The organism is Alkalinema sp. FACHB-956 (genome assembly GCF_014697025.1).
Lineage (GTDB): Bacteria > Cyanobacteriota > Cyanobacteriia > Leptolyngbyales > Leptolyngbyaceae > Alkalinema.
Genome location: NZ_JACJRC010000006.1, coordinates 104440 through 123571 on the forward strand (window position 1 = coordinate 104440; position 19132 = coordinate 123571).

Sequence of the window (19132 nt, forward strand, 5' to 3'; positions counted from 1 at the left end):
CATGATCATTCACTTTTCTTAAAACAAATAGCTTGTATCTCCCGATAAAATCAGGATATCTGATGGGAAACAGAGGGAAAGACACAGAAACTTTCGGGGTATCCACCCCGATCGGGGAAATATACAGAAATTTTCGGGGTATCCAGCCAAATCGGGGATATACAGAAATTTTCCGCATAAGCAGTTATTAGCCTTGTGTGCCAAATGCACGTTTCTAACCGCTTATCCAAAAACTGAACTTGATTTTTGGTCTAGCCTCTATGAATGGCAACTATTCAAAATAGTAATTGTCAATTCCCTGAGTAATGGGTTATCTGGGAAAGTAAGTTTAGAAGTTGGAGGATGTGATGATTGTTCAATTCCATTCACGTTCTTATCATGCGCTTACTGACCACGAAATCGTAAAAAGCTTGGGAAGCAGCGCAGAAAGCGGCTTAACGCCTGAGGAAGTTGCTCGTCGCTATGAGCAGCATGGCTGGAATGAGTTGCAGTTTAAGCCTGCGAAACCTGCGTGGTTAAGGTTTCTGGTGCAATTTCATCAGCCACTCCTCTATATTTTGCTGCTGGCTGGAGCTGTTAAAGCGTTTTTGGGTTCCTGGACGAATGCCTGGGTCATCTGGGGGGTAACGCTGATTAACGCCATTATCGGCTATGTCCAGGAAGCTAAGGCAGAAGGGGCGATCGCCTCTCTCGCCAAAGCCGTCACCACTGAAACCACCGTTCTGCGAGAAGGGCAACCGCTGCGGATTCCCTCACGGGATTTGGTGCCGGGGGATTTAGTGGTGCTGACATCGGGCGATAAAGTCCCGGCAGATTTGCGGTTGCTGCGAGTTCGCACCCTACAGATAGATGAATCTGCTCTGACCGGGGAATCCGTTCCAGTTGAAAAATCTGTCCAGGTGTTACCTGAGGATACTCCTCTCGCTGAACGGCGCAATATGGCTTACGCAGGTAGTTTTGTCACCTTTGGGCAGGGACAGGGCATCGTCGTTGCGACTGCCAATGCCACGGAAATGGGGCAAATTTCGCGATCGATGGAAAATCGGGTTAGCCTCACCACCCCCCTGACCCGGAAGTTTGAGCAATTCAGCCGTACTCTGCTCTACATTATCTTGCCCCTGGCGACCTTCACCTTTGCAGTGGGGTTGGGGCAGGGAGGCTCCTGGATTGATATGTTTGAGGCGGCAGTCGCCCTGGCAGTCAGTGCGATACCCGAAGGTTTACCTGCGGTTGTAACCATCACGCTGGCGATCGGCGTCAACCGGATGGCAAACCGCAACGCCATCATTCGGAAACTACCAGCGGTGGAAGCGTTGGGCAGTGCCACGGTAATTTGTTCCGACAAAACCGGGACGTTGACGGAAAACCAGATGACGGTTCAGGCAATTCACGCAGGGGGACAACCCTATCGCGTCAGCGGCGGGGGCTACAGTCCCAAAGGCGACATTACCCAGGTCAGCAACGGCAAGGAGATAGGGCTGGATGCGGCGGAATTACCCCCTGCCTTAGCCCAGTGTTTGACGGCAGGGGTTCTCTGTAACGATTCCCAACTCAAACAAACGGGGACAGATTGGACGGTGGTGGGCGACCCAACGGAAGGAGCCTTAATTGCCGTGGCGGAAAAAGCAGGGCTGAGTCAGGCTGGACTTTCGACTGACACCCCTCGCATGGATGCTATTCCCTTTGAGTCGGAGTATCAGTACATGGCAACGCTGCATGAGGCGCAGCCGCACATAATTTATGTGAAGGGTTCGGTGGAGGCCCTGCTGCGTCGGTGTACCCAGATGCTCGATGCCCAGGGACAGGCGATCGCCCTCAACTCTACCCTGATCAAACAGGAAGTTGATGACATGGCAGGACAGGGGCTACGGGTGCTGGCGTTTGCCCAAAAGACGGTATCGATACAGCAACATGCCATCGATCATGAAGATATTGCCACTGATCTCGTGTTTCTGGGACTCCAAGGCATGATTGACCCACCCCGTCCAGAGGCGATCGCTGCCGTTCATGCCTGCCAGTCCGCCGGGATTCAAGTCAAGATGATCACGGGCGATCACATTGCCACCGCACGGGCGATCGCCCAACGCATGGGAATTCAAACCAGCTCAGGGGTTGTCGCCTTTGCTGGGCAACAGTTAGCCCAAATGAATGAGTTAGAGATTCATAATGCTGCCGTCGAAGGATCTGTCTTTGCCAGAGTCGCCCCGGCACAAAAGCTGCAACTAGTGGAAGCACTCCAGGCCAGAGGCAATATCGTCGCCATGACGGGAGATGGGGTAAACGATGCCCCAGCACTCAAGCAGGCGGATATTGGTATTGCGATGGGCAAAGGCGGTACAGAAGTTGCCCGCGAATCCGCTGACATGTTGTTGACCGATGATAATTTTGCTTCCATTAAAGCAGCTGTGGAAGAAGGGCGCACGGTTTACCAGAATTTGCGAAAGGCGATCGCCTTTCTCCTGCCTGTGAATGGGGGAGAATCCATAACAATTCTAATCAGTGTTCTGTTGGCACGGGAGTTGCCGATTCTATCCCTGCAAGTGCTCTGGCTGAATATGATCAACTCCATTACCATGACAGTTCCCCTCGCCTTTGAACCAAGATCTCAGGGCTTGATGCAACACCCCCCCCGCAACCCTAACGAACCGTTGCTCACCCAGAAATTATTACGCCGAATCGTAGCTGTTTCATCATTTAACTGGGTTCTGATTTTCGGGATGTTTGAATGGGCTCAATCCACAACAGGTAATATTGCTGTCGCCCGCACAATGGCCATTCAATCCCTTGTGGCAGCACGCATCATCTACCTGATCAGTATTAGTCAATTGGGAACCAGTTTAATCGCCTATGTGCGCCGTCAAACTCCATCCATCACAACTGCACCCATTCTCATGGTGGGTATTGTTGCGGCGGTTGTCCTGCAAGTTGTGTTTAGCCAGTGGCAGGTGATGAACACGCTCTTTGAAACCGCACCGCTCACCTGGAATCAATGGGTAATCTGTTTATTGCCAATGGTGCCGATGGTGCCGTGGGCAATGTTTGCGAATGCGATTGACCCCCCTTGCAGACAAAGATGAAGTATCTAGATCAGTTCTTCAAGTTCTTCAACCATAAATACTTAATTCTTGGACACGCTTATGTTTCAGAAAATTCTAGTTGCAATGGACAGTACACCCACAGCCCAAGCTGTTTTTACAAAGGCTGTTGCTTTAGCCCAAGCAATGAACGCTAGTCTCATGGTGTTACATGTATTGTCTGCGGAGGATGAAGGTAGTCCGGGTTGGCCTCTGGGCATGGTCGAGGGTAGTGATCAATCAGGGACATGTCAAGAAACCCCTATGTTCTTCTCAGTTTATGATGAGATTAATTGGGAAGCCCATCGGCGGCAGTGGCAGCAATATGAGAAGGAAAGCCGTGAGAAATTCCAATCCTACAGCGAACAAGCGATCGCGATGGGGATCAAGACCGAGTTCACTCAAATTCCAGGCAAGCCTGGTCAAGCAATCAAGAAAATAGCACAAACCTGGAAAGCCGACTTGATTGTGATGGGAAGCCGGGGTCGTACAGGGCTGAGTGAGCTGATTTTAGGCAGTGTGAGTAATTATGTCATGCACCATGCACCCTGCTCAGTACTCATCGTGCATTCTTAAACGCTCCAGCGAGATAGGGTCAGGGGATGAGCAACTCTAATCCTTCTCCCTTTAAAACCATTCATGTTGTAGGGTGGGCGACTAACGAGTTACTGTTGCTGATACTTTTCCGATCGGGTCAATTGTTAATCAATTCACTGGTCAGGTCTTTACCTATCTCCTAACACAACTCAAGGATAAGCGCATGCTTCAGCACTGTGGCATCTTTATGTGAATTATGGTTGCCCATCCCCCCAAGCTATAATGAGGCCACTGAAGTCCTAGCGAGGTCACCCCTATGGCAGTTTCTTCAGAAGAGAGATTTCACCAACGCCAACCCCGATACAGCAAAGAAGAATTTACCCGACGGGGAGATGAAATTTACGAATCCCAGGTGCGATCGCAGGTCGAAGCAGGCAACCACGGGAGAATTGTCGCAATCGACATCGAAACCGGAGCCTTTGAAGTCGCAGACGAAATTTTAGAGGCCACCGATCGCCTATTTGAACGTGTTCCAGATGCCCAGCCGTGGATCGTCCGAATCGGACATCGCGCCGTTCATCGCTTTGGCGCACGGAGCTTGAGAAAACCCATATGATGCACGGTATCGTCAATTCAAGCTGTGAGGCGACAATTTCTCTAGTTGTGAGCAATACAAATCGTCAGACCCACCTGATTGATGCAGTAATTGATACAGGCTATACAGGATTTTTGAGCCTGCCGCGTGAAATCATTGTTACCCTAAACCTTCCTTGGACAGGGTTCGATCGTGGAACTTTAGGCGATGGTAGCGAAGTTACTTTTGAGGTTTATGCCGCAACCATTATTTGGGACGGACAATACCGGAATATTCCTGTTAATGAAGCGGAGACTGATCCATTAGTCGGAATGAGTTTACTGTATGGCTACGATTTGTATATCCGGGCGGTAGAAGGTGGTAACGTCACCATCAAGCCTGTTGAGTAGTTACCAGTCTCTCCGTTGAGGCACAGTCAACCAGTCGTTGAGCAAGCCTTAAGCAAAGTCGTCCAGATAGCATCGAAGTAGCATCAAACTGACGGTAATTTGCCAGCTAACCGCAAGAAGGCAGAGGTACGGTTTAGAGATATTACAGCAGAGTTTATTGTAAATACCGATCGTCCAGCGATCGGTCAATCAAATATTGATAGATTTCGATCGACGCTGGAAACATCCTTTGGGAAACATCCTAGAACAGGGTCTTTCGTCTTGGAAATCCACCCCAATTGTGCCGTTATGAATTACTCAGAACAATTCATCAGACATTAACAGCGATCGTAGAAACGCGCTTCAACAATAAAATTGCATAACCTCCCTAGACACGAAACGTAAATCTATCCAAACCATCCTCAGCCCACAAAGCAGCCTCAGTCCAAGTTGCTTATATTGACAACTAAGTTTCTTTCGTTGCCACCAAGTACCTATGAATTTCACTAGAATTGCTTCTCTATCTACAAAACTAGCGTTGTCTGCTTTCTCGATCGTTGCCACCAGCGCAATCATGACAACTCAAGCTCAGGCTAGGTGGCAATGCCCAGTCGGGGTGCCAGAGCCTAGCAGCGGTCAACCCAACAATTCTGGGATTGCCTGCGCGTGGGTCGAAGAAGCACCACCGATCAACCCAGATCTTCCGGAACCCAAGCAACCAGCCCCCGACTTCCCCAAACTGCCTCCAGACCCAGCCATGATGAACGTGCTAGACTCGCTGGTTCAACGGGCAGAATTTGAAGCAAAATACGGAAGAATTCTGTTTTACGAACCGAACGTAGGAATCTGGTTAATGACTTCTGAAGGGGATGGAACTGGAAAAAATTGTGCCGTCTCATTTACCGAAACCCCCAACGTATCCAACATTGTCTTGTTCTCCGGCCCAACGCAAAAGGGCGCAGGGGCAATCCTCTTTCAAGGAATTGGCATGCCTGCAACCCCTGAAATCAAAGAGATTCAACCCACTCTCACCTTCAAAGGCGCTCAACCGATACCGATCGATGCAGCACTGATCCCCTACGGCAAAAATTCTGGCATTCTAGTCTTAACTGACATGGTCGGAATGATGCGTCGTGCAAATGCAGAAAATGAAGTCACACTGCAACTTGACGGCAAAGAGGTATTCCGTGCCAGTATGACCGGATTTATGAAAGCACGCAGTGCCATGCTTGAATGCATGAAGGCCGAGTAGTGAGCCCAATCCGCGAGAGCACTAGCAGCCGGTGAGGCAGGACATTAGACCTCATAAGGCTCAGATGAGAATTTGACTTTACCCTGCCGATCTTTGGGTCAAACAAGGTTGTGAGATCCGTTAGTCGAGTGTTTGATAAGTCGAGTGTTTGATTAAGCGTGTAGTACTGGGTTTTATGAAAAAGCAAGTTCTCGTTCTCTCTAAGATTGCAGCTATGTGCATTACAGCCCTATTTCAGCAACCCGTTTGGGCTGAAGTTGCACCCTCTCAAGACCTATGGCAACAACCTTATACCCCTACTCGCCTGCAATGGCTTTTTCTCAATTTAAAGGGTGGCAAGGGAGAAAACACACCCTGTGGTGTTTACAGCCTAGACAATGTACCGCTTGCATTTTATGAGTGGAAAAGTCCCAGTGCCAGCGATAATCGACTCATTCTATCTGTAATTACCCGTCCTCCAGACAGTAACGCTAAGGTTCCGACTGCTGACCGTAACTTCTGTATGATGTCAACCTTTGAGAATCTCCAGGTGGAAGCTTCCAGAGTAGGCGCAAATCCGCCTCCAGTGGAATTACATCACTTTCAGATCAGTTCAAACGGTCGAACTCTCATAGGAACCTATCAATGTTCAGTGCCTAAAACAGATTTGGATCGATTTGAAAAGCTTTGTCGCTAATGCTTTGTACGATTAGCGGGAATGTTTTGTACGACTAGCGGGTTGTCGAAACCATCTTTAGTCACGCAACGCACCCATGCCAATCCCGAAGTTCTCCATCGGACATCCTAGACCGATCGCTGCCAACGGGACAGAACTATAATACGATCGAAACGCCCTATCCCCAGCAGGCTCACCGCCCCCATCCTCTATCCAACCTTCCACCCTCTCAGATTGAAAAAGCCCATGACCATCCTTGCCTTCACCGACGCCAAAGTTTTAGACGACAAACTATCCAACCGTTTCATTGAACTAGACGAAACCGGATATTTCTTGATTTACCTCGATCGAACCGCTGGCCACATCTGCGCCGATCTCTACAGCAACACCATCAACGACAAAGGACTCGCCTGCGACCCCGAAACCGGAGAACCCCTCCCCTGCAACGGCCCATTAGAACGCAAACCGATCGCCGTCTTTCGGGGCAGAACCGCCAAAGAACTCTGCATCGAACTGTTTGAAAAACCAGCCCCCCCCCTCGTGCTGCGGCTAGACCATGCCGCCTACCTAGGCCGGGAATTCGTACGGGCAGAAATCGCCCTCTACGCAGGCCAGGAATACGTCCAAGATTAAACTGTCACCCAATCCAACCCATAAAAAAGCGTGAATGACATCATTCACGCCCTGACTCATTCACGGGATGGGAACAAACCTTAGCGATTCCCCAGATAAACGTAGAGGTAATAGGTCGCCATGGGAATCGCTGTCGCCAACACCAGCAACACAATCACCCAGACCGTTGCATTACTTTCCTCCGTTTCCTCCGGCGAAGCAAACGTACTTTCTACATTCACCGTATCCTTCACCTCAGGGGGGCCAGGATCCTCTTGGCCAGACAGTACCGCCGCAATCCGATCGGTCGCATCATTGAACGCTTGATTGTAGCGATTGCCATACTTCAGCGGCACCAAAATCGTTTCCTTCGCCACACTTTCAGCAATCTCATCGGTCAACCGCGCCTTGGCACCCTCGCCCGACACCACCGCGCTATTGTCCGTCAAGACATCGATCGCCACCAAGGTAACATTTGTTTGATCCGCCGCATCGGGGAACCACCGCTTAAACAGCGCCTGGGCAAAGCTCTCGATCGTCTCTTCATAATCCAAACGACGGATCGTCACCACATACACTTCCTGCCCCGTGCTTTTCTCCAAGTCACGGAACGTCCCATTGATGTGCCCTTCCGTCGAGCGGCTCAGCACTTCCGCCTGATCCACCACATGGGAATTTTCTTCAAAATCTGGCACTTCGTAAATACTGGTTGCCCAAGCGGGAGCCAGGAACAGTTGGGTTGCCAACAGGCAGATCAGACCGATCGTGCAAAGCCGCCGCAGGGCTTGATCAGTCCGGTGGAGGAGTTGATTCATAAGTTCAAAATATTGCCATGATAATTCTTTTCACTAGGTTACCGTTTTCAGTGGGTCAAAAGATGGGCCAGCTCCGGGAAAACCGATCGAGAATCCTCCCCCACAATTTTCTCCAGGAAGTTCCCACGGTACAATCTTGAACGAGAATCAAGAGGCTTTGAAGCATATGGCTTTACCAGTTGGCGCAACTGCCCCCGACTTTACTGTTCAAGACACCAACGGCAACACGGTTAAACTAGCTGACTACGCAGGCAAAACCGTCGTCCTATACTTCTATCCCAAAGATGACACCCCCGGTTGCACCAAAGAAGCTTGCAGCTTCCGGGACAACTACCAGCAATACCTGGATCAGGGCATTACGGTCTTCGGTGTCAGCATGGATGACTCCGCCTCCCACCAAGCGTTTACCAGCAAGTTCAATCTGCCCTTTCCCCTCCTGGCCGACACCGATGGCGCAATCACCCAAGCCTACGACGTAGCCGGAGAAATGAACGGCTTCAAATATGCGAAGCGGGTGACCTATGTGATCGGGGCCGATGGCAACATCCAGCAGGTCTATGAAACGGTCAACACCGAAACCCACGCCACGGATATCCTGAGCGCGTTGGGCCTGTAAGGTCACGTCTTAATTTCTTAGGAACGCAGAACCCCGATCGAAGTTTCGATCGGGTTTTCTATGCCTCCCTTTTGGCTTCTCTATGGAGAAATCACCAAGCGTAAACTTTTGTCAATTTTTGTGGCTTGGGCTTTCCAGGATCCAGAGCAATTTGGTGGATCAGGTGGTGGAAATTGGCTCGATCGAAAATCCGTAGGTTACCCTGAAGAGGTTGAAGCTGCCCTAGAACTTGCAACTTAAAATCTGCAATTCACACTCTTGCAAACCTAGGCCAGCAGCCTGTGCATCCCTCCCGGATACTCCTATGACGAATACAGCAAATCTGGACACCACTAACCTCGCCCCCAAGGTCACCAATCCTCCCGTTTACAGCGGGCCGAAAGAAGTGCTCCTGGGGAAACCCGTGCTTCTTAAAGGCAGTTATGACGCCTCGCGGATTACCAAATTAACCATCCGAGCAGAGGATAAATTTGCCCTGCCCGTCACCCTCAAAAACGGCACCTGGGAAGTCAATATGCCCAAGGGCTTTTCCTCTCCGGGGGCACGCTGGTTCCGCGTCCAAGGCTTCGACAAAGCTGGCAAACAAGTTGAAAGTCGAATTTTTTATATGACGGTTAGCCGGGATCCCCTGACGGTGGCCCAGGCGCTGACCCTGAAAGTCTTACGAGATACTTTTTTTAAAGCCACGCCCCAGGATTCCTCTAAGTTAAATAACCAACAAAAGGTTCTGGTCAAGGCAGGGCAAATCTTTCACGTTAACCGCTACGGTTCCATGGATGCCCACTTGAAATTGGAACTGGCGGAAAGTATTGCCCCAGTGGGGAACTTTGGCTATTTCTACGAAGCCCACGTCCAACTGAGCAAAGGCACCCAGGTGTTGCGCTTTACGGTGGACGATGTGCCCGACACCCCCGGCGATGGCATCCAAATGCTGGTCACCACCACCACGTTTCTGAAGAAATCGCGGGAAGATTCCGATAGTCTGCCAAGCAACCAGAAAGCCCAACTGATGCAGGGACAAACCTTGCAGATCAAAGGCTATGCCTGCCTGGGGGGACATTTTCGGGTGACCTTGGCAGACCCGATCGCCGGGTTTGGCGATGTGGGATTCATCTACTGGCGGCATGTGCGCTTAACCCGCCTCGGCCAGGAAATTCCCTTCGATCCCGATGCCCTCACCGCTCGGATTCTCCAAGATACAGTGCTGAAAAAATCCCCCGTGGATTCTTCCAAGCTCGCGGCCCAAGACAAGGTCAGCCTGCCTGCGGGTCGGGTCTACGGCGTCTCCAGCTACACGATCGAAGGCGGTCACATCAAGCTCTCGACCACCGAAGAATTCCCCGGCTTTGGCAACACGGGCTATATTTTCCCGAACTTTGTGCAAATGCAGCGGGGGGGCCGATCGTTTAATCCCATTCCGCCCCAGGTGGAATTGAACGTGCCCTACTTCTCCCAACGGGATAATCCACGCCTCTATTGGTCTACTTGTAACGTCACCTCGATCGCCATGGTGTTTTACTACTACGGCGTGCGATCGAAGGATGGTGGGCAACTGGAAGATGAACTGCTGCAATGGTGCCTCGATCGCTACGGGGCAGGCTCCCAAACTGACCACAGTGTATTGATTAAGCTAATCGAAGCCTACGGATTTAAGAGCCAATTTAGTACAACCTATAAATGGCAGGACATCAAGGAAGAATTGATCAATCGCCGACCCGTGGTGCTCTGCGGCTATTTCACCCACGGGGGCCACATTGTTACCGTTGTGGGCTACACGCCGCAAGGCTACATTGTGAACGATCCCTGGGGGGATGGTTATTACGGCTATGCCAGCACCGAAGGCCGTAAGTTAATCTATCCCTACGACTACACGACGCAGATGTGTGGGGTCGATGGGGATGTGTGGGCGCACTTTATCCGGAGAGCCTAAAGATCCCCAAAACCCAACTTCAGACCCCATCCCGCTTGAGTTCCCATCTTCCCAACGGCGTTAGGTTGGGGGATGGGACCGCCGATTTGTCATCAAGAGGACTGAGCCAACTATGCCCCGCATCAATCCATACACCTTGCAAATGCAAATTACCCGCATGTTCCAGCAGGGACAATCCTTGTTTGCACCCATGAAGGTACAGGAATGGCTCAAGGAACGGGGCCACAATCCCGCAGAATATAGCATTCTGTTTCACCAAAAACCGGCTCCTCCAGGATCGGGAGAAGTTATGGTCACGGAGATTGAACTGAAACGTAAAGATGGACAGCCGGTAGATGAGTGGCTACAACAGGAAGTGAATCGCTGGGCTTAATGAAGACCGTCACAGCTAAGATTGCTAGAACAATGGCTATTCCCAACAATCTTCTGTTGAGTTGCAAATGGCTAGATTATCCCAAATTTTGCTGTTAAGGCGGATTGGCAGCGATCGTCTGTCTCATCTGTTCCAGGATGTTTAAGATTGCTTTTAACCGCGATCGCTGGGCTGCGGGGGGTAAGGGAGGGGGATGCAAAAGTGACTCCAATCCCTGCTGCACAGTCTGGAGTTGAGATAACACAAGGGCTCGGACTGGATCCCTAAGATTCTCAGGACTATTTTCCGCCGACATGAGGGGCGATCGCATCAGCTCTCCCGATGCCATCATGGTTTGTAAATTTTCAATCACTCCATACAGTTCCATGGGGTCAAACACCCGTAATAAACTCGTTTGCGTCACAATTCCCATCCCCATCCCCCAATTCCAAGACACCACCAAGCGACCCACCCGCCGTTTTTGCATTTCCTGGTGAGCCATCCATAGAGAATCTTCTGGGCTGAGGAGAAAAAGCGGTGTACTCATGACATCTCCCGCAGGCGTGGTGAGGAGATTCATTTGTAATGCTTGAAATTGCACAATATCCCGTTCCGTCACAATACCTACGGGATCAAGGTTATCTTCTTCATTGCGTTGAGTAATCACCACACAACTGACGCGATGGTCTGCCATCAGTTGGGCCAATTGCAGCACAGGGGCATGGAGGGGGGCTTGAATCACCTGGCGGGTCATAACATCCGCCACTCGACGAAATCGCAATAAATTCGCCGGTCGTAGAAGCTGAAGAATACTGGCATGGGAAATCACCCCAACCAGGTGCTCCTGTTCGTCCACGATCGGTAAATGGCGAATGCGGTAGCGACGAAAGAGGAATAAAACCGCAAAAATGTCTTGTACAGCTTGCCGGGATAAGGTAATCACGGGCTGTATCATCACTTCGGCAACCGTCACATTCTGCAAGTCAACGACTTGAGCAGTGAGCCGGACGATATCCCGTTCAGTCAAGATACCTAACAACTCTTTTCCTTGCACGATCAGCATACAACTGTTGCGAGGACTCGGGTGAGATTCCAGCATTGGAGCCGTCGCATACTCTTCGTCCATTTCGCGCAGCAGCCATTCAGGGGGATGGTGTGCTTGGCTAATGAGTGCGATCGCGTCTCCTAAACGGGTTTCTGGCGGGACTGTTAGGGTGTGGGGATCGATCGCCGCTGTCAAATCAGGGACCCAATTTATGAAAGAGGAAAAGGCCATACTCCCAATCCTATCGTTGCAAATGGAGTTTAGAACCTCTCAACCCGCTGCTAGTTTGCATCACTCATTCCAATCTCTGGGACTCAGGTTGCCCTGCCAGAGAAATGTAACATTTAATTGCAAATAACAGCAGGTTGTTCAAGCCTTGGGGAAGACTTAGGTGTATTATAGAGGAATGTTACAGCTAAAAAGCTGTAATCTTTATCCAAAAGGGGATTGAGAGTTTTATGGTTTTCAGCTAACGACCGACTAGAAAGGGGATGGTACTGGCCCAGTTTTGGCTAATTTGGGGTCTTCAACTAGTCTAGCGTTTTTTCCATAGATGGCGAAGTATCCATGCGCTGATTGTCTGGAATGTGCTATTTCAAGTTGTCTACACCACAGATGTCTGCACCACAGATGTCTGCGCCAAAATTATCCTCGCTGTGTGTGTGATACCCAGGACCATAAAGCCAGTTGACTATTGACTGACTCGAAATCTGGCATCGATTCTATCGGCTTGAAATTGATTATTGTTTGAGGATAAAGCGATGGGAACTGCGACGTTTATTAACAATGAAGCCGAATTTGATGGATTGGTCAGTGCAGAATCGGTGCTGGTGGTTGATTGCACGGCATCTTGGTGTGGGCCTTGCAAATTGGTTGCGCCCTTAATGGATCAACTGGCGGAGGAATACCTCGATCGAGCCAAGGTTCTGAAATTGGATCTTGATAGCAATCCAGGTGTTGCAAAGCGATTTGGCATTCGCAGTATTCCAGCAGTAATGTTTTTTAAACAAGGCCAACTGGTAGAAACTCTAGTGGGTGTAAAGCCCTACGAGGAATTTAGTCAAGCAGTACAGCAGTTATTGTAAGCGTTCTGAGTCAATGCTGTGGTTGTGAATTCTGTGTGTGAATTCTGTGTGTAAATGTTGTGTATGTGAATGCTATTTGTATGATGAATGCAGCCGATATTATGACCCGTGAAGTGGTCACCATTTCCGGCTCTGCCACCGTCGCAGAAGCCGTGAAATTGATGAAGGATAAAGGTTTACGGGCATTAATTGTAGAACCCCGTAGTGAGACCGATCCCTACGGCATGGTGACGGAGACGGACGTGGTTTACAAAGTGGTTGCCCATGGCCATGATCCCAAAGTCATGCGCGTTTACGAAATCATGACGAAGCCCTGTGTAGTGGTCAACCCAGAGTTAGGCGTGGAATACGTCGCACGACTTTTTGCTCAAACGCGGATTCGGCGAGCCCCCGTTATTCAAAACGGCTTGCTGGGGGTGATTTCCGTCAGCGATATCCTGCGCAAAAGTGACTTTGTTGAAATCCCTAAGCAACTGTTCCTTGAAGATCGCATTGAAGTGGCACGGGAAGAAGCGCGAGCAATTTGTAAAGAGAAAGGCGAAACCTCACGGGATTGTGCCGTTGCTTGGGACACAGTCGAGGAATTAAAAGCGATCGCGGCGGATCAACGTAGACAAAAGCAACCCATAACTCGTTAGTCAACCTTACTTAGTCAACCTTAGTTCAACGGAGGCAAACGAAGTCAAATACAGGGTAGTCGGTGACCAAGTTGTAGAGGAGCAACTTTGATGGAAGTAGAGGTAGCTTTGACAAAGCAAGCCGTCATGGTTGAACGATTTGCGACAGTGCTCGATGCGATCGCGCTCATGAAGGAATTTGGTGTGCGAGCGTTACTCGTCGAACCCTGTCACGCTAACGATCCCTATTGCATTGTGACGGAGGCAGACATTGTCTATAAAGTGACTGCTTTTGCCCGCGATCCCAACACTGTTCGTGTTTACGAAATTATGTCTCCCTTGGCTTAGCCTTTGATTCCTTAGATTTGTCTGAATGTTCCAATTTTGTAATGAGGAGAGAGATCGCTATGATGCGGGCAGACGAAATTATGACCAAACAGGTCATTACCATTCGCGGATCTGCAACGGTTGCAGAAGCAGTAGCTTTAATGAAGGAGAAATGCCTGCGGGCTTTAGTTGTGGAACCCCGCAGCGAAACCGATCCCTATGGCATGGTGACGGAAACGGATATCGTTTATAAAGTCGCGGCCCATGGCCATGATCCCAAAGCCATGCACGTTTACGAAATCATGACAAAGCCCTGTGTAGTGGTCAATCCAGAGTTAGGGGTGGAGTACGTGGCGCGGCTCTTTGCTCAAACCAGAATTCGGCGGGCACCTGTGATTAAAAATGGACTGCTCGGGATTATTTCCGTCAGTGACATTTTGCGAAAAAGTGACTTTGTCGAGAAGCCGAAGACTAATTTTGAACGTTACTGCGAAGAGAACCCCAGTGCACCAGAAGCCCGGATCTATGAAGATTAATGTAGCGACTAGGCTTTGCGTGTAGGCTAGGATTTTGGTGAATTTGGCACTCCGGACTGTTCCATCACAACGAATGATTGATTTGAGCAAGGCATTCTACGGATTTTTTGTAGGGGATTAGAAGATTGAAAGGAGTCCCTAGGGCATTTTGGTAAAAGAGGATTGGGCCTGCATGACTAGCCCAGCCTCGGAACCTATTCTCCCTAGAGACTGCTTCTGATTTCCCCTTACCTATCGCCATGAACCGATCGTCCTTGTTCTGTCGTTTCGCTTTTGCACTGACCAGTACGCTGATTATGAGCAGTGCATTTCCTCATCGACCCACCGGGGCAACGCCGCCGCCCCTCGCTGCAACCCCTAACGCCCCCGCAATCCCAACCACAATCCCAACCGCAATCCCAACCACAACAACAGCCCAACGGCAGCCCCTATCGATTTACCAGCCCTTGCACACCATTCCCTGGGAGGGCTTTTATTTCACCAAAATTGGGGTGGCTTATTTCGCCACAGAACCGCTGAGAACCAACTTTATCCAGCGTCCTGAGTTAGACGAACTCAGTGCACCCACACTGGCAGCCCAACCCCTACCCGTTCATAGGATGCTTGATCCGAAAAAAACAGGGTGGGAATTGGTCAATTACGCGATCGCGGCGGGGTTGGATAATCAGTTCGATCGGGCGATGAATGCCTATAAACGCAGCTTGCAGATTGCCAAGGAAATCGGCGATCACGAGTTGGAAGGGCTGGCCCTAGGGGGAATGGGGCTACTGCGGGCACAGAAGGGGTTTTACGACGTTGACACGATCGAGATCCTAACGGCATATTGGCGTTGGACAAGGGAACAACAGAATCCAAAAGCAGAGGCGATCGCGCTCAGTAATTTAGGCAATGCCTATTTCGCGTCCGATTTATATCTCAAGGCGATCGAGTTCCACCAAAAACGCTTAGCCCTTGGGCGAAAATTGGGCGATCGGGCGGGCATGGGCCGTGCCCTGGGAAATTTGGGTATGGTGCAACAGGCGTTGGGTAACTTTGACAAAGCGTTGGCACTGCACCAACAACAATGGGACATTGTCCAGCAAGGGCAAGATATTGTCGGACAAAAAATGGCTTTGGCCAATTTGGGGATTGCCGCCCATGGGTTAGAAGATTATGCCAAAGCGATCGACTATCAAACCCAACGGCTCAAATTAGCGCAACAAACCCAGGATCCCCGCACCGAAGCGGAAGCCCTAGCCAACATTGCCGGAGCCCAGTATTTCCTAGGCAATTACGATCGGGCCATTGCATTGTATGAGCAAGCTTGGACGATCGCTTGGAATAAACTTCAGGATGCGGATATTCTCTATGGAATTCGGGGCAATGAGGGGTTGGCCTACTTCCAAAAGGGCGACTATGCCAAAGCCATGGAATTGTATCAGCAATATTTTCGCTACATTTCCTCCCGGAACAATCGGCGCGGGGAAGGCTTGGTCAAAAATAATGTGGGCGTTCTGCGAATGCAGGATGGCAATTTGACCAATGCTGAAAAAACGTTACGGGATGGCATTCAACGATGGGATAATCTTCGCGATCGTCTAGGCAATCAGGATGCTTTTAAAATTTCTCTATTTGATACGCAAACAGTCCCCTATGTCAATTTACAGTCGTTGTTAATCCAGAAAAATCAGATCGGATCAGCGTTGGAAGTTTCGGAACAGGGCCGATCGCGAGCTTTTGCCGAACTCTTACAACGGCGATCGCAGCCGCTCAAACAAAAGGTTACCGACAAGCCCCCCAACCTCGAACGCATCAAACAAATTGCCAAGCAAAATAACGCAACGTTAGTCCAGTATTCCATGCTGGCGGAAATCCATAAATCCAAGGCCCAGGGCAATGATCCAGCACTCAAGCATCAAGAATCCGAACTGTTGATTTGGGTAATTAAACCAACGGGAGAGGTGTTTCTGCGCAAATCCCAGTTTTTAGCCAGCCCAAATTGGCAGCAACAGGCCCATTCCCTGTCGGATTTGGTGGCAGATAGTCGATCGGCGATCGGGGTGCGGGGACGGGGCATTCGGATAGTGGCGAAACAAATCACACCGGAGAACGATCCGCCGCTCCAGCAGTTACATCGTTTGTTAATTCAACCGATCGCGGATCTATTGCCCCAGAAGCCCGATGATTTAGTGGTGCTTCTCCCACAACAGTCATTATTTCTGGTACCGTTTGCAGCGCTGCAAGACAAAGACGGCACCTATTTGATTGAGAAACATACGATCGTGACAGCACCCTCGATTCAAGTTTTCGATCTCGCTCAACAACAGCGACAACGCTTACCACAACGTCATTTATTCGCCCAACCGTTGATCGTCGGCAATCCTAAAATGCCGACCCTCCCCAGCGTAGCGGACGAAACGCCAGAGGTCTTGGAATCGCTACCCGGTGCGGAAACGGAAGCGAAGTCGATCGGGCAACTTTTACAAACCCAGCCACTGTTAGGCGAACAGGCGACGGAATACACTGTAGTGCAGCAAATGTCCAACGCCAGCTTAATTCACTTAGCGACCCATGGTTTACTCGATGATTTTCAAAGTTCCGGTTTTCCCGGCGCGATCGCCCTGGCACCCACCAATAGCACCGATGGGTTTTTGACTGCTGATGAACTGTTGAATCTAAAATTGCAAGCAGAATTGGTGGTGCTGAGTGCCTGTAATACGGGACGGGGACGGATCACGGGGGATGGGGTGATTGGATTATCCCGATCGTTGTTTGCGGCAGGAGTCCCTACCGTCTTAGCTTCGCTGTGGGCTGTGCCGGATGCCCCCACTTCAACGCTAATGACAGCCTTTTACGAAACGCTGAAAGCAGAACCGAATAAAGCGAGAGCGCTCCGAAAGGCAATGCTACAGGCCAAACAGCAATATCCCGATCCCAAGGATTGGGCCTCGTTTCTGTTAATGGGTTCACCCTAGGAGAAGTATCAGAAGATTGATAGAAATGGCCTAGATCAAAATTGGGGTTTGAACGACGATTTTTACACCATCCATCCAAACCCCAATCTCTATGCGAAAACTTACGCCATTAAGCAGCTTGTCGTCGAGGGAGTTCTGTTTCCAGAATTTCCATTAACAACTCTAGTCGCGAAGGCCGTGCCAACATGGGCACTAGGTTCGGCAGCGAGTAGTAGTCACCGGAAAATACCAGCGTATCAACGGCAATTTTCTTTTCGCGCAGAGCCCGTTCCACGTAGTCGCAGTAACCGCCGACTCGCACGATCAACACATCGGGCTTGACCGCCAACGCCTTACAGTAGGCTTCGTAGGCTTCGGCAAAGTAAGGATTCGTGTTGTCGCCTTCATCCGTGACAATGATGAACTGATCAACCATTTGCTTACGTTTTTGCATTGCTGCAACACTACAACCAATGCTAGTGCAGCCATCCGCGCGAATGTGTTGAAACGCTTTATCCCAATCCGTCAGCTCTTTGCCAGTCGCTTTGATTTCGTAGGGCACCGTATCGAAGGCGTAGACGTATAAGTCCGCTTCGGTAATGCCGGAAATCAACGCTGCTAGCCGTTTACCCACTTCGATCGCTTGGGTCATGGAACCCGACTTGTCCACCAACAAACCTGTCGATCGGGTAATGCAGCCACGCCGCTTAATCTGCTGGTTCGTCACCGCTTCCAATCGAGCGACCGTTTCGTTGTCCAAGTCCGTCAGGTCGATCGCGCTGGTCGATTTCATTGCCGACACTCGATCGTTGGAAGCAGCCGCTTCTAACTTGGTATCAATCAACGCCTTCACATCGGGATTATCCATCGCACCCCGCGCCTTGAGGGACTTGAGGTTGTTGATGACTTCCTGGGGCGACATCGCGTCAATCAGCGCTACCAAAACCGTAGGCGTCAACTGCTTAATTGCACCCACAGCCGTGGTGTAGGGCAGTTTGTACTCCACAATGATTTGCGCCTGTTCCAACGCCGTTTCTGCCTTAGCCAATCGCTTCAGCACAAACGCCAGGGAATCTGCCGGAGGTTGGTCAGCAAAGAGGATAGCATTGGCCCGTTCGCTGGGCTTGATGTGCAAGCTGGCGTACAGGTGCTTCATGGCTTTGCGTGCCCGCAGCGTCGCCCGATCGAACTGGGCAGGATTGGCTTCTCGGCTGCGCAGGTATTGCAACACAGCGGTACGGGTCGATCGGGGTAGTTTACCCAGCTTTTGCTTCATAAAGTCCACCACCCGCGCCACTTGGTAGGGAGGCAATTCCTGGAGCATGACAAAACCCGCGCTACGGTGTTCCGTCAAGCCGCTGGCCAGCAAGTAGGCAATAAACACTTCCTTGTGGTCACGCACATCGCCATGACGGTTGTACCAGACCGCCAAGTGACCGTAGAAGAGGGGATCAACTTCGCTGATCAGTTGGTGGGTTTCGGCCACCGCATCCAGTTGACGGTGGGGCGTGGTTAGCAAGGTATTGAGGATTTCCAGGCGCAAGTCCCGCTCGCGGGCATTCATGGGGGTAGAGACAGCCGTAACCATCTGTGTTTCCTCTGGCAACTGGGCAGGTGTTGTAGGATCTGTAGTTTCGTTCGGAGTTGGAGCTACTACGTTAACAGCAACTTCCGATACGTTAGGGGTTGGCGTAGACGTTGGCATTTCAACCGATTCTGGCTGGGTCTCGGGATGAGTTTCAACTCCGATCGGGGTATTTAAGACCTGCCACAGTTGCTTGAG

At 50.5% G+C, this 19132-nt stretch carries 19 protein-coding genes; 16 read left to right on the top strand and 3 right to left on the bottom strand.

What is annotated here, in order from left to right; genetic code table 11:
• Positions 1 to 347 precede the first annotated feature (347 nt).
• From H6G21_RS09420 to H6G21_RS09450, 7 genes are all read left to right on the top strand, one after another.
• Positions 348 to 3077: a cation-transporting P-type ATPase gene (locus tag H6G21_RS09420; protein WP_190573038.1), complete on the top strand. Its 2730-nt coding sequence runs from the start codon at positions 348 to 350 to the stop codon at positions 3075 to 3077.
• A gap of 60 nt (positions 3078 to 3137) precedes the next feature.
• Positions 3138 to 3650 carry a universal stress protein gene (locus H6G21_RS09425; RefSeq protein ID WP_190573040.1) on the top strand — a complete coding sequence of 171 codons (513 nt, stop codon included), beginning with the start codon at positions 3138 to 3140 and terminating at the stop codon, positions 3648 to 3650.
• Positions 3651 to 3927: 277 nt separating this feature from the next.
• Entirely contained in the window at positions 3928 to 4227 is a 300-nt protein-coding gene (locus H6G21_RS09430; RefSeq protein WP_190573043.1) for a hypothetical protein, read from the top strand.
• The gene (locus tag H6G21_RS09435; protein ID WP_190573045.1) at positions 4224 to 4595 is read left to right on the top strand and encodes a clan AA aspartic protease; all 372 of its coding nucleotides are present in this window, start codon (positions 4224 to 4226) and stop codon (positions 4593 to 4595) included. Before H6G21_RS09430 ends, H6G21_RS09435 begins: the two co-directional genes overlap by 4 nt.
• Positions 4596 to 5148: 553 nt before the next feature.
• A complete protein-coding gene (locus H6G21_RS09440; protein WP_190573047.1) occupies positions 5149 to 5826 on the top strand; it encodes a hypothetical protein in 678 nt (225 codons plus the stop codon).
• A gap of 175 nt (positions 5827 to 6001) precedes the next feature.
• Positions 6002 to 6502: a hypothetical protein gene (locus H6G21_RS09445; protein WP_190573050.1), complete on the top strand. Its 501-nt coding sequence runs from the start codon at positions 6002 to 6004 to the stop codon at positions 6500 to 6502.
• A 225-nt stretch (positions 6503 to 6727) separates the two neighbouring features.
• Positions 6728 to 7114, top strand: coding sequence for a DUF4346 domain-containing protein (locus tag H6G21_RS09450; RefSeq protein ID WP_190573052.1), 387 nt, complete (start codon positions 6728 to 6730; stop codon positions 7112 to 7114).
• An 80-nt stretch (positions 7115 to 7194) separates the two neighbouring features.
• Here H6G21_RS09450 and H6G21_RS09455 read toward each other — a convergent pair whose 3' ends face one another.
• Positions 7195 to 7908 (bottom strand): TPM domain-containing protein, encoded by a 714-nt coding sequence (locus H6G21_RS09455; RefSeq protein ID WP_190573054.1) that lies wholly within the window; start codon positions 7906 to 7908, stop codon positions 7195 to 7197.
• Between the two features lie 166 nt (positions 7909 to 8074).
• On the opposite strand from H6G21_RS09455, the gene H6G21_RS09460 reads away from it, so the two are divergent.
• From H6G21_RS09460 to H6G21_RS09475, 4 genes are all read left to right on the top strand, one after another.
• On the top strand, positions 8075 to 8524 hold the full coding sequence (locus H6G21_RS09460; protein WP_190573057.1) for a peroxiredoxin: 450 nt from the start codon (positions 8075 to 8077) through the stop codon (positions 8522 to 8524).
• A 60-nt stretch (positions 8525 to 8584) separates the two neighbouring features.
• A complete protein-coding gene (locus H6G21_RS09465; protein WP_190573059.1) occupies positions 8585 to 8764 on the top strand; it encodes a hypothetical protein in 180 nt (59 codons plus the stop codon).
• A 64-nt stretch (positions 8765 to 8828) separates the two neighbouring features.
• The gene (locus H6G21_RS09470) at positions 8829 to 10454 is read left to right on the top strand and encodes a C39 family peptidase (protein ID WP_190573061.1); all 1626 of its coding nucleotides are present in this window, start codon (positions 8829 to 8831) and stop codon (positions 10452 to 10454) included.
• 112 nt (positions 10455 to 10566) lie between these two features.
• Complete coding sequence (locus tag H6G21_RS09475) at positions 10567 to 10827, top strand: hypothetical protein (RefSeq protein ID WP_190573064.1); 261 nt, start codon at positions 10567 to 10569, stop codon at positions 10825 to 10827.
• A gap of 94 nt (positions 10828 to 10921) precedes the next feature.
• On the opposite strand, the gene H6G21_RS09480 is transcribed toward H6G21_RS09475, so the two are convergent.
• On the bottom strand, positions 10922 to 12082 hold the full coding sequence (locus H6G21_RS09480) for a CBS domain-containing protein (RefSeq protein ID WP_190573066.1): 1161 nt from the start codon (positions 12080 to 12082) through the stop codon (positions 10922 to 10924).
• A 530-nt stretch (positions 12083 to 12612) separates the two neighbouring features.
• Between H6G21_RS09480 and trxA the strand changes: the two genes are divergently transcribed.
• From trxA to H6G21_RS09505, 5 genes are all read left to right on the top strand, one after another.
• Positions 12613 to 12936, top strand: a complete 324-nt coding sequence (gene trxA / locus H6G21_RS09485; RefSeq protein WP_190573069.1) for a thioredoxin — start codon at positions 12613 to 12615, stop codon at positions 12934 to 12936.
• 80 nt (positions 12937 to 13016) lie between these two features.
• Positions 13017 to 13574, top strand: a complete 558-nt coding sequence (locus tag H6G21_RS09490) for a CBS domain-containing protein (RefSeq protein ID WP_190573072.1) — start codon at positions 13017 to 13019, stop codon at positions 13572 to 13574.
• A 90-nt stretch (positions 13575 to 13664) separates the two neighbouring features.
• Positions 13665 to 13901, top strand: a complete 237-nt coding sequence (locus tag H6G21_RS09495) for a hypothetical protein (protein WP_190573075.1) — start codon at positions 13665 to 13667, stop codon at positions 13899 to 13901.
• Between the two features lie 59 nt (positions 13902 to 13960).
• The gene (locus H6G21_RS09500; RefSeq protein WP_190573077.1) at positions 13961 to 14416 is read left to right on the top strand and encodes a CBS domain-containing protein; all 456 of its coding nucleotides are present in this window, start codon (positions 13961 to 13963) and stop codon (positions 14414 to 14416) included.
• Between the two features lie 296 nt (positions 14417 to 14712).
• Positions 14713 to 17370 (top strand): CHAT domain-containing tetratricopeptide repeat protein, encoded by a 2658-nt coding sequence (locus H6G21_RS09505; protein ID WP_190573079.1) that lies wholly within the window; start codon positions 14713 to 14715, stop codon positions 17368 to 17370.
• Positions 17371 to 17479: 109 nt separating this feature from the next.
• Here H6G21_RS09505 and H6G21_RS09510 read toward each other — a convergent pair whose 3' ends face one another.
• Positions 17480 to 18913, bottom strand: coding sequence for a hypothetical protein (locus tag H6G21_RS09510; RefSeq protein ID WP_190573236.1), 1434 nt, complete (start codon positions 18911 to 18913; stop codon positions 17480 to 17482).
• Between the last annotated feature and the right edge of the window lie 219 nt (positions 18914 to 19132).

Excerpts from the sequence above, each read along its gene's own strand:
- H6G21_RS09420 (WP_190573038.1), top strand. The coding sequence starts at position 348 with ATGATTGTTCAATTCCATTCACGTTCTTATCATGCGCTTACTGACCAC.
- H6G21_RS09425 (WP_190573040.1), top strand. The coding sequence starts at position 3,138 with ATGTTTCAGAAAATTCTAGTTGCAATGGACAGTACACCCACAGCCCAA.
- H6G21_RS09430 (WP_190573043.1), top strand. The coding sequence starts at position 3,928 with ATGGCAGTTTCTTCAGAAGAGAGATTTCACCAACGCCAACCCCGATAC.
- H6G21_RS09435 (WP_190573045.1), top strand. The coding sequence starts at position 4,224 with ATGATGCACGGTATCGTCAATTCAAGCTGTGAGGCGACAATTTCTCTA.
- H6G21_RS09440 (WP_190573047.1), top strand. The coding sequence starts at position 5,149 with ATGACAACTCAAGCTCAGGCTAGGTGGCAATGCCCAGTCGGGGTGCCA.
- H6G21_RS09445 (WP_190573050.1), top strand. The coding sequence starts at position 6,002 with ATGAAAAAGCAAGTTCTCGTTCTCTCTAAGATTGCAGCTATGTGCATT.
- H6G21_RS09450 (WP_190573052.1), top strand. The coding sequence starts at position 6,728 with ATGACCATCCTTGCCTTCACCGACGCCAAAGTTTTAGACGACAAACTA.
- H6G21_RS09455 (WP_190573054.1), bottom strand. The coding sequence starts at position 7,908 with ATGAATCAACTCCTCCACCGGACTGATCAAGCCCTGCGGCGGCTTTGC.
- H6G21_RS09460 (WP_190573057.1), top strand. The coding sequence starts at position 8,075 with ATGGCTTTACCAGTTGGCGCAACTGCCCCCGACTTTACTGTTCAAGAC.
- H6G21_RS09465 (WP_190573059.1), top strand. The coding sequence starts at position 8,585 with ATGCCTCCCTTTTGGCTTCTCTATGGAGAAATCACCAAGCGTAAACTT.
- H6G21_RS09470 (WP_190573061.1), top strand. The coding sequence starts at position 8,829 with ATGACGAATACAGCAAATCTGGACACCACTAACCTCGCCCCCAAGGTC.
- H6G21_RS09475 (WP_190573064.1), top strand. The coding sequence starts at position 10,567 with ATGCCCCGCATCAATCCATACACCTTGCAAATGCAAATTACCCGCATG.
- H6G21_RS09480 (WP_190573066.1), bottom strand. The coding sequence starts at position 12,082 with ATGGCCTTTTCCTCTTTCATAAATTGGGTCCCTGATTTGACAGCGGCG.
- trxA (WP_190573069.1), top strand. The coding sequence starts at position 12,613 with ATGGGAACTGCGACGTTTATTAACAATGAAGCCGAATTTGATGGATTG.
- H6G21_RS09490 (WP_190573072.1), top strand. The coding sequence starts at position 13,017 with ATGATGAATGCAGCCGATATTATGACCCGTGAAGTGGTCACCATTTCC.
- H6G21_RS09495 (WP_190573075.1), top strand. The coding sequence starts at position 13,665 with ATGGAAGTAGAGGTAGCTTTGACAAAGCAAGCCGTCATGGTTGAACGA.
- H6G21_RS09500 (WP_190573077.1), top strand. The coding sequence starts at position 13,961 with ATGATGCGGGCAGACGAAATTATGACCAAACAGGTCATTACCATTCGC.
- H6G21_RS09505 (WP_190573079.1), top strand. The coding sequence starts at position 14,713 with ATGAGCAGTGCATTTCCTCATCGACCCACCGGGGCAACGCCGCCGCCC.
- H6G21_RS09510 (WP_190573236.1), bottom strand. The coding sequence starts at position 18,913 with ATGAATGCCCGCGAGCGGGACTTGCGCCTGGAAATCCTCAATACCTTG.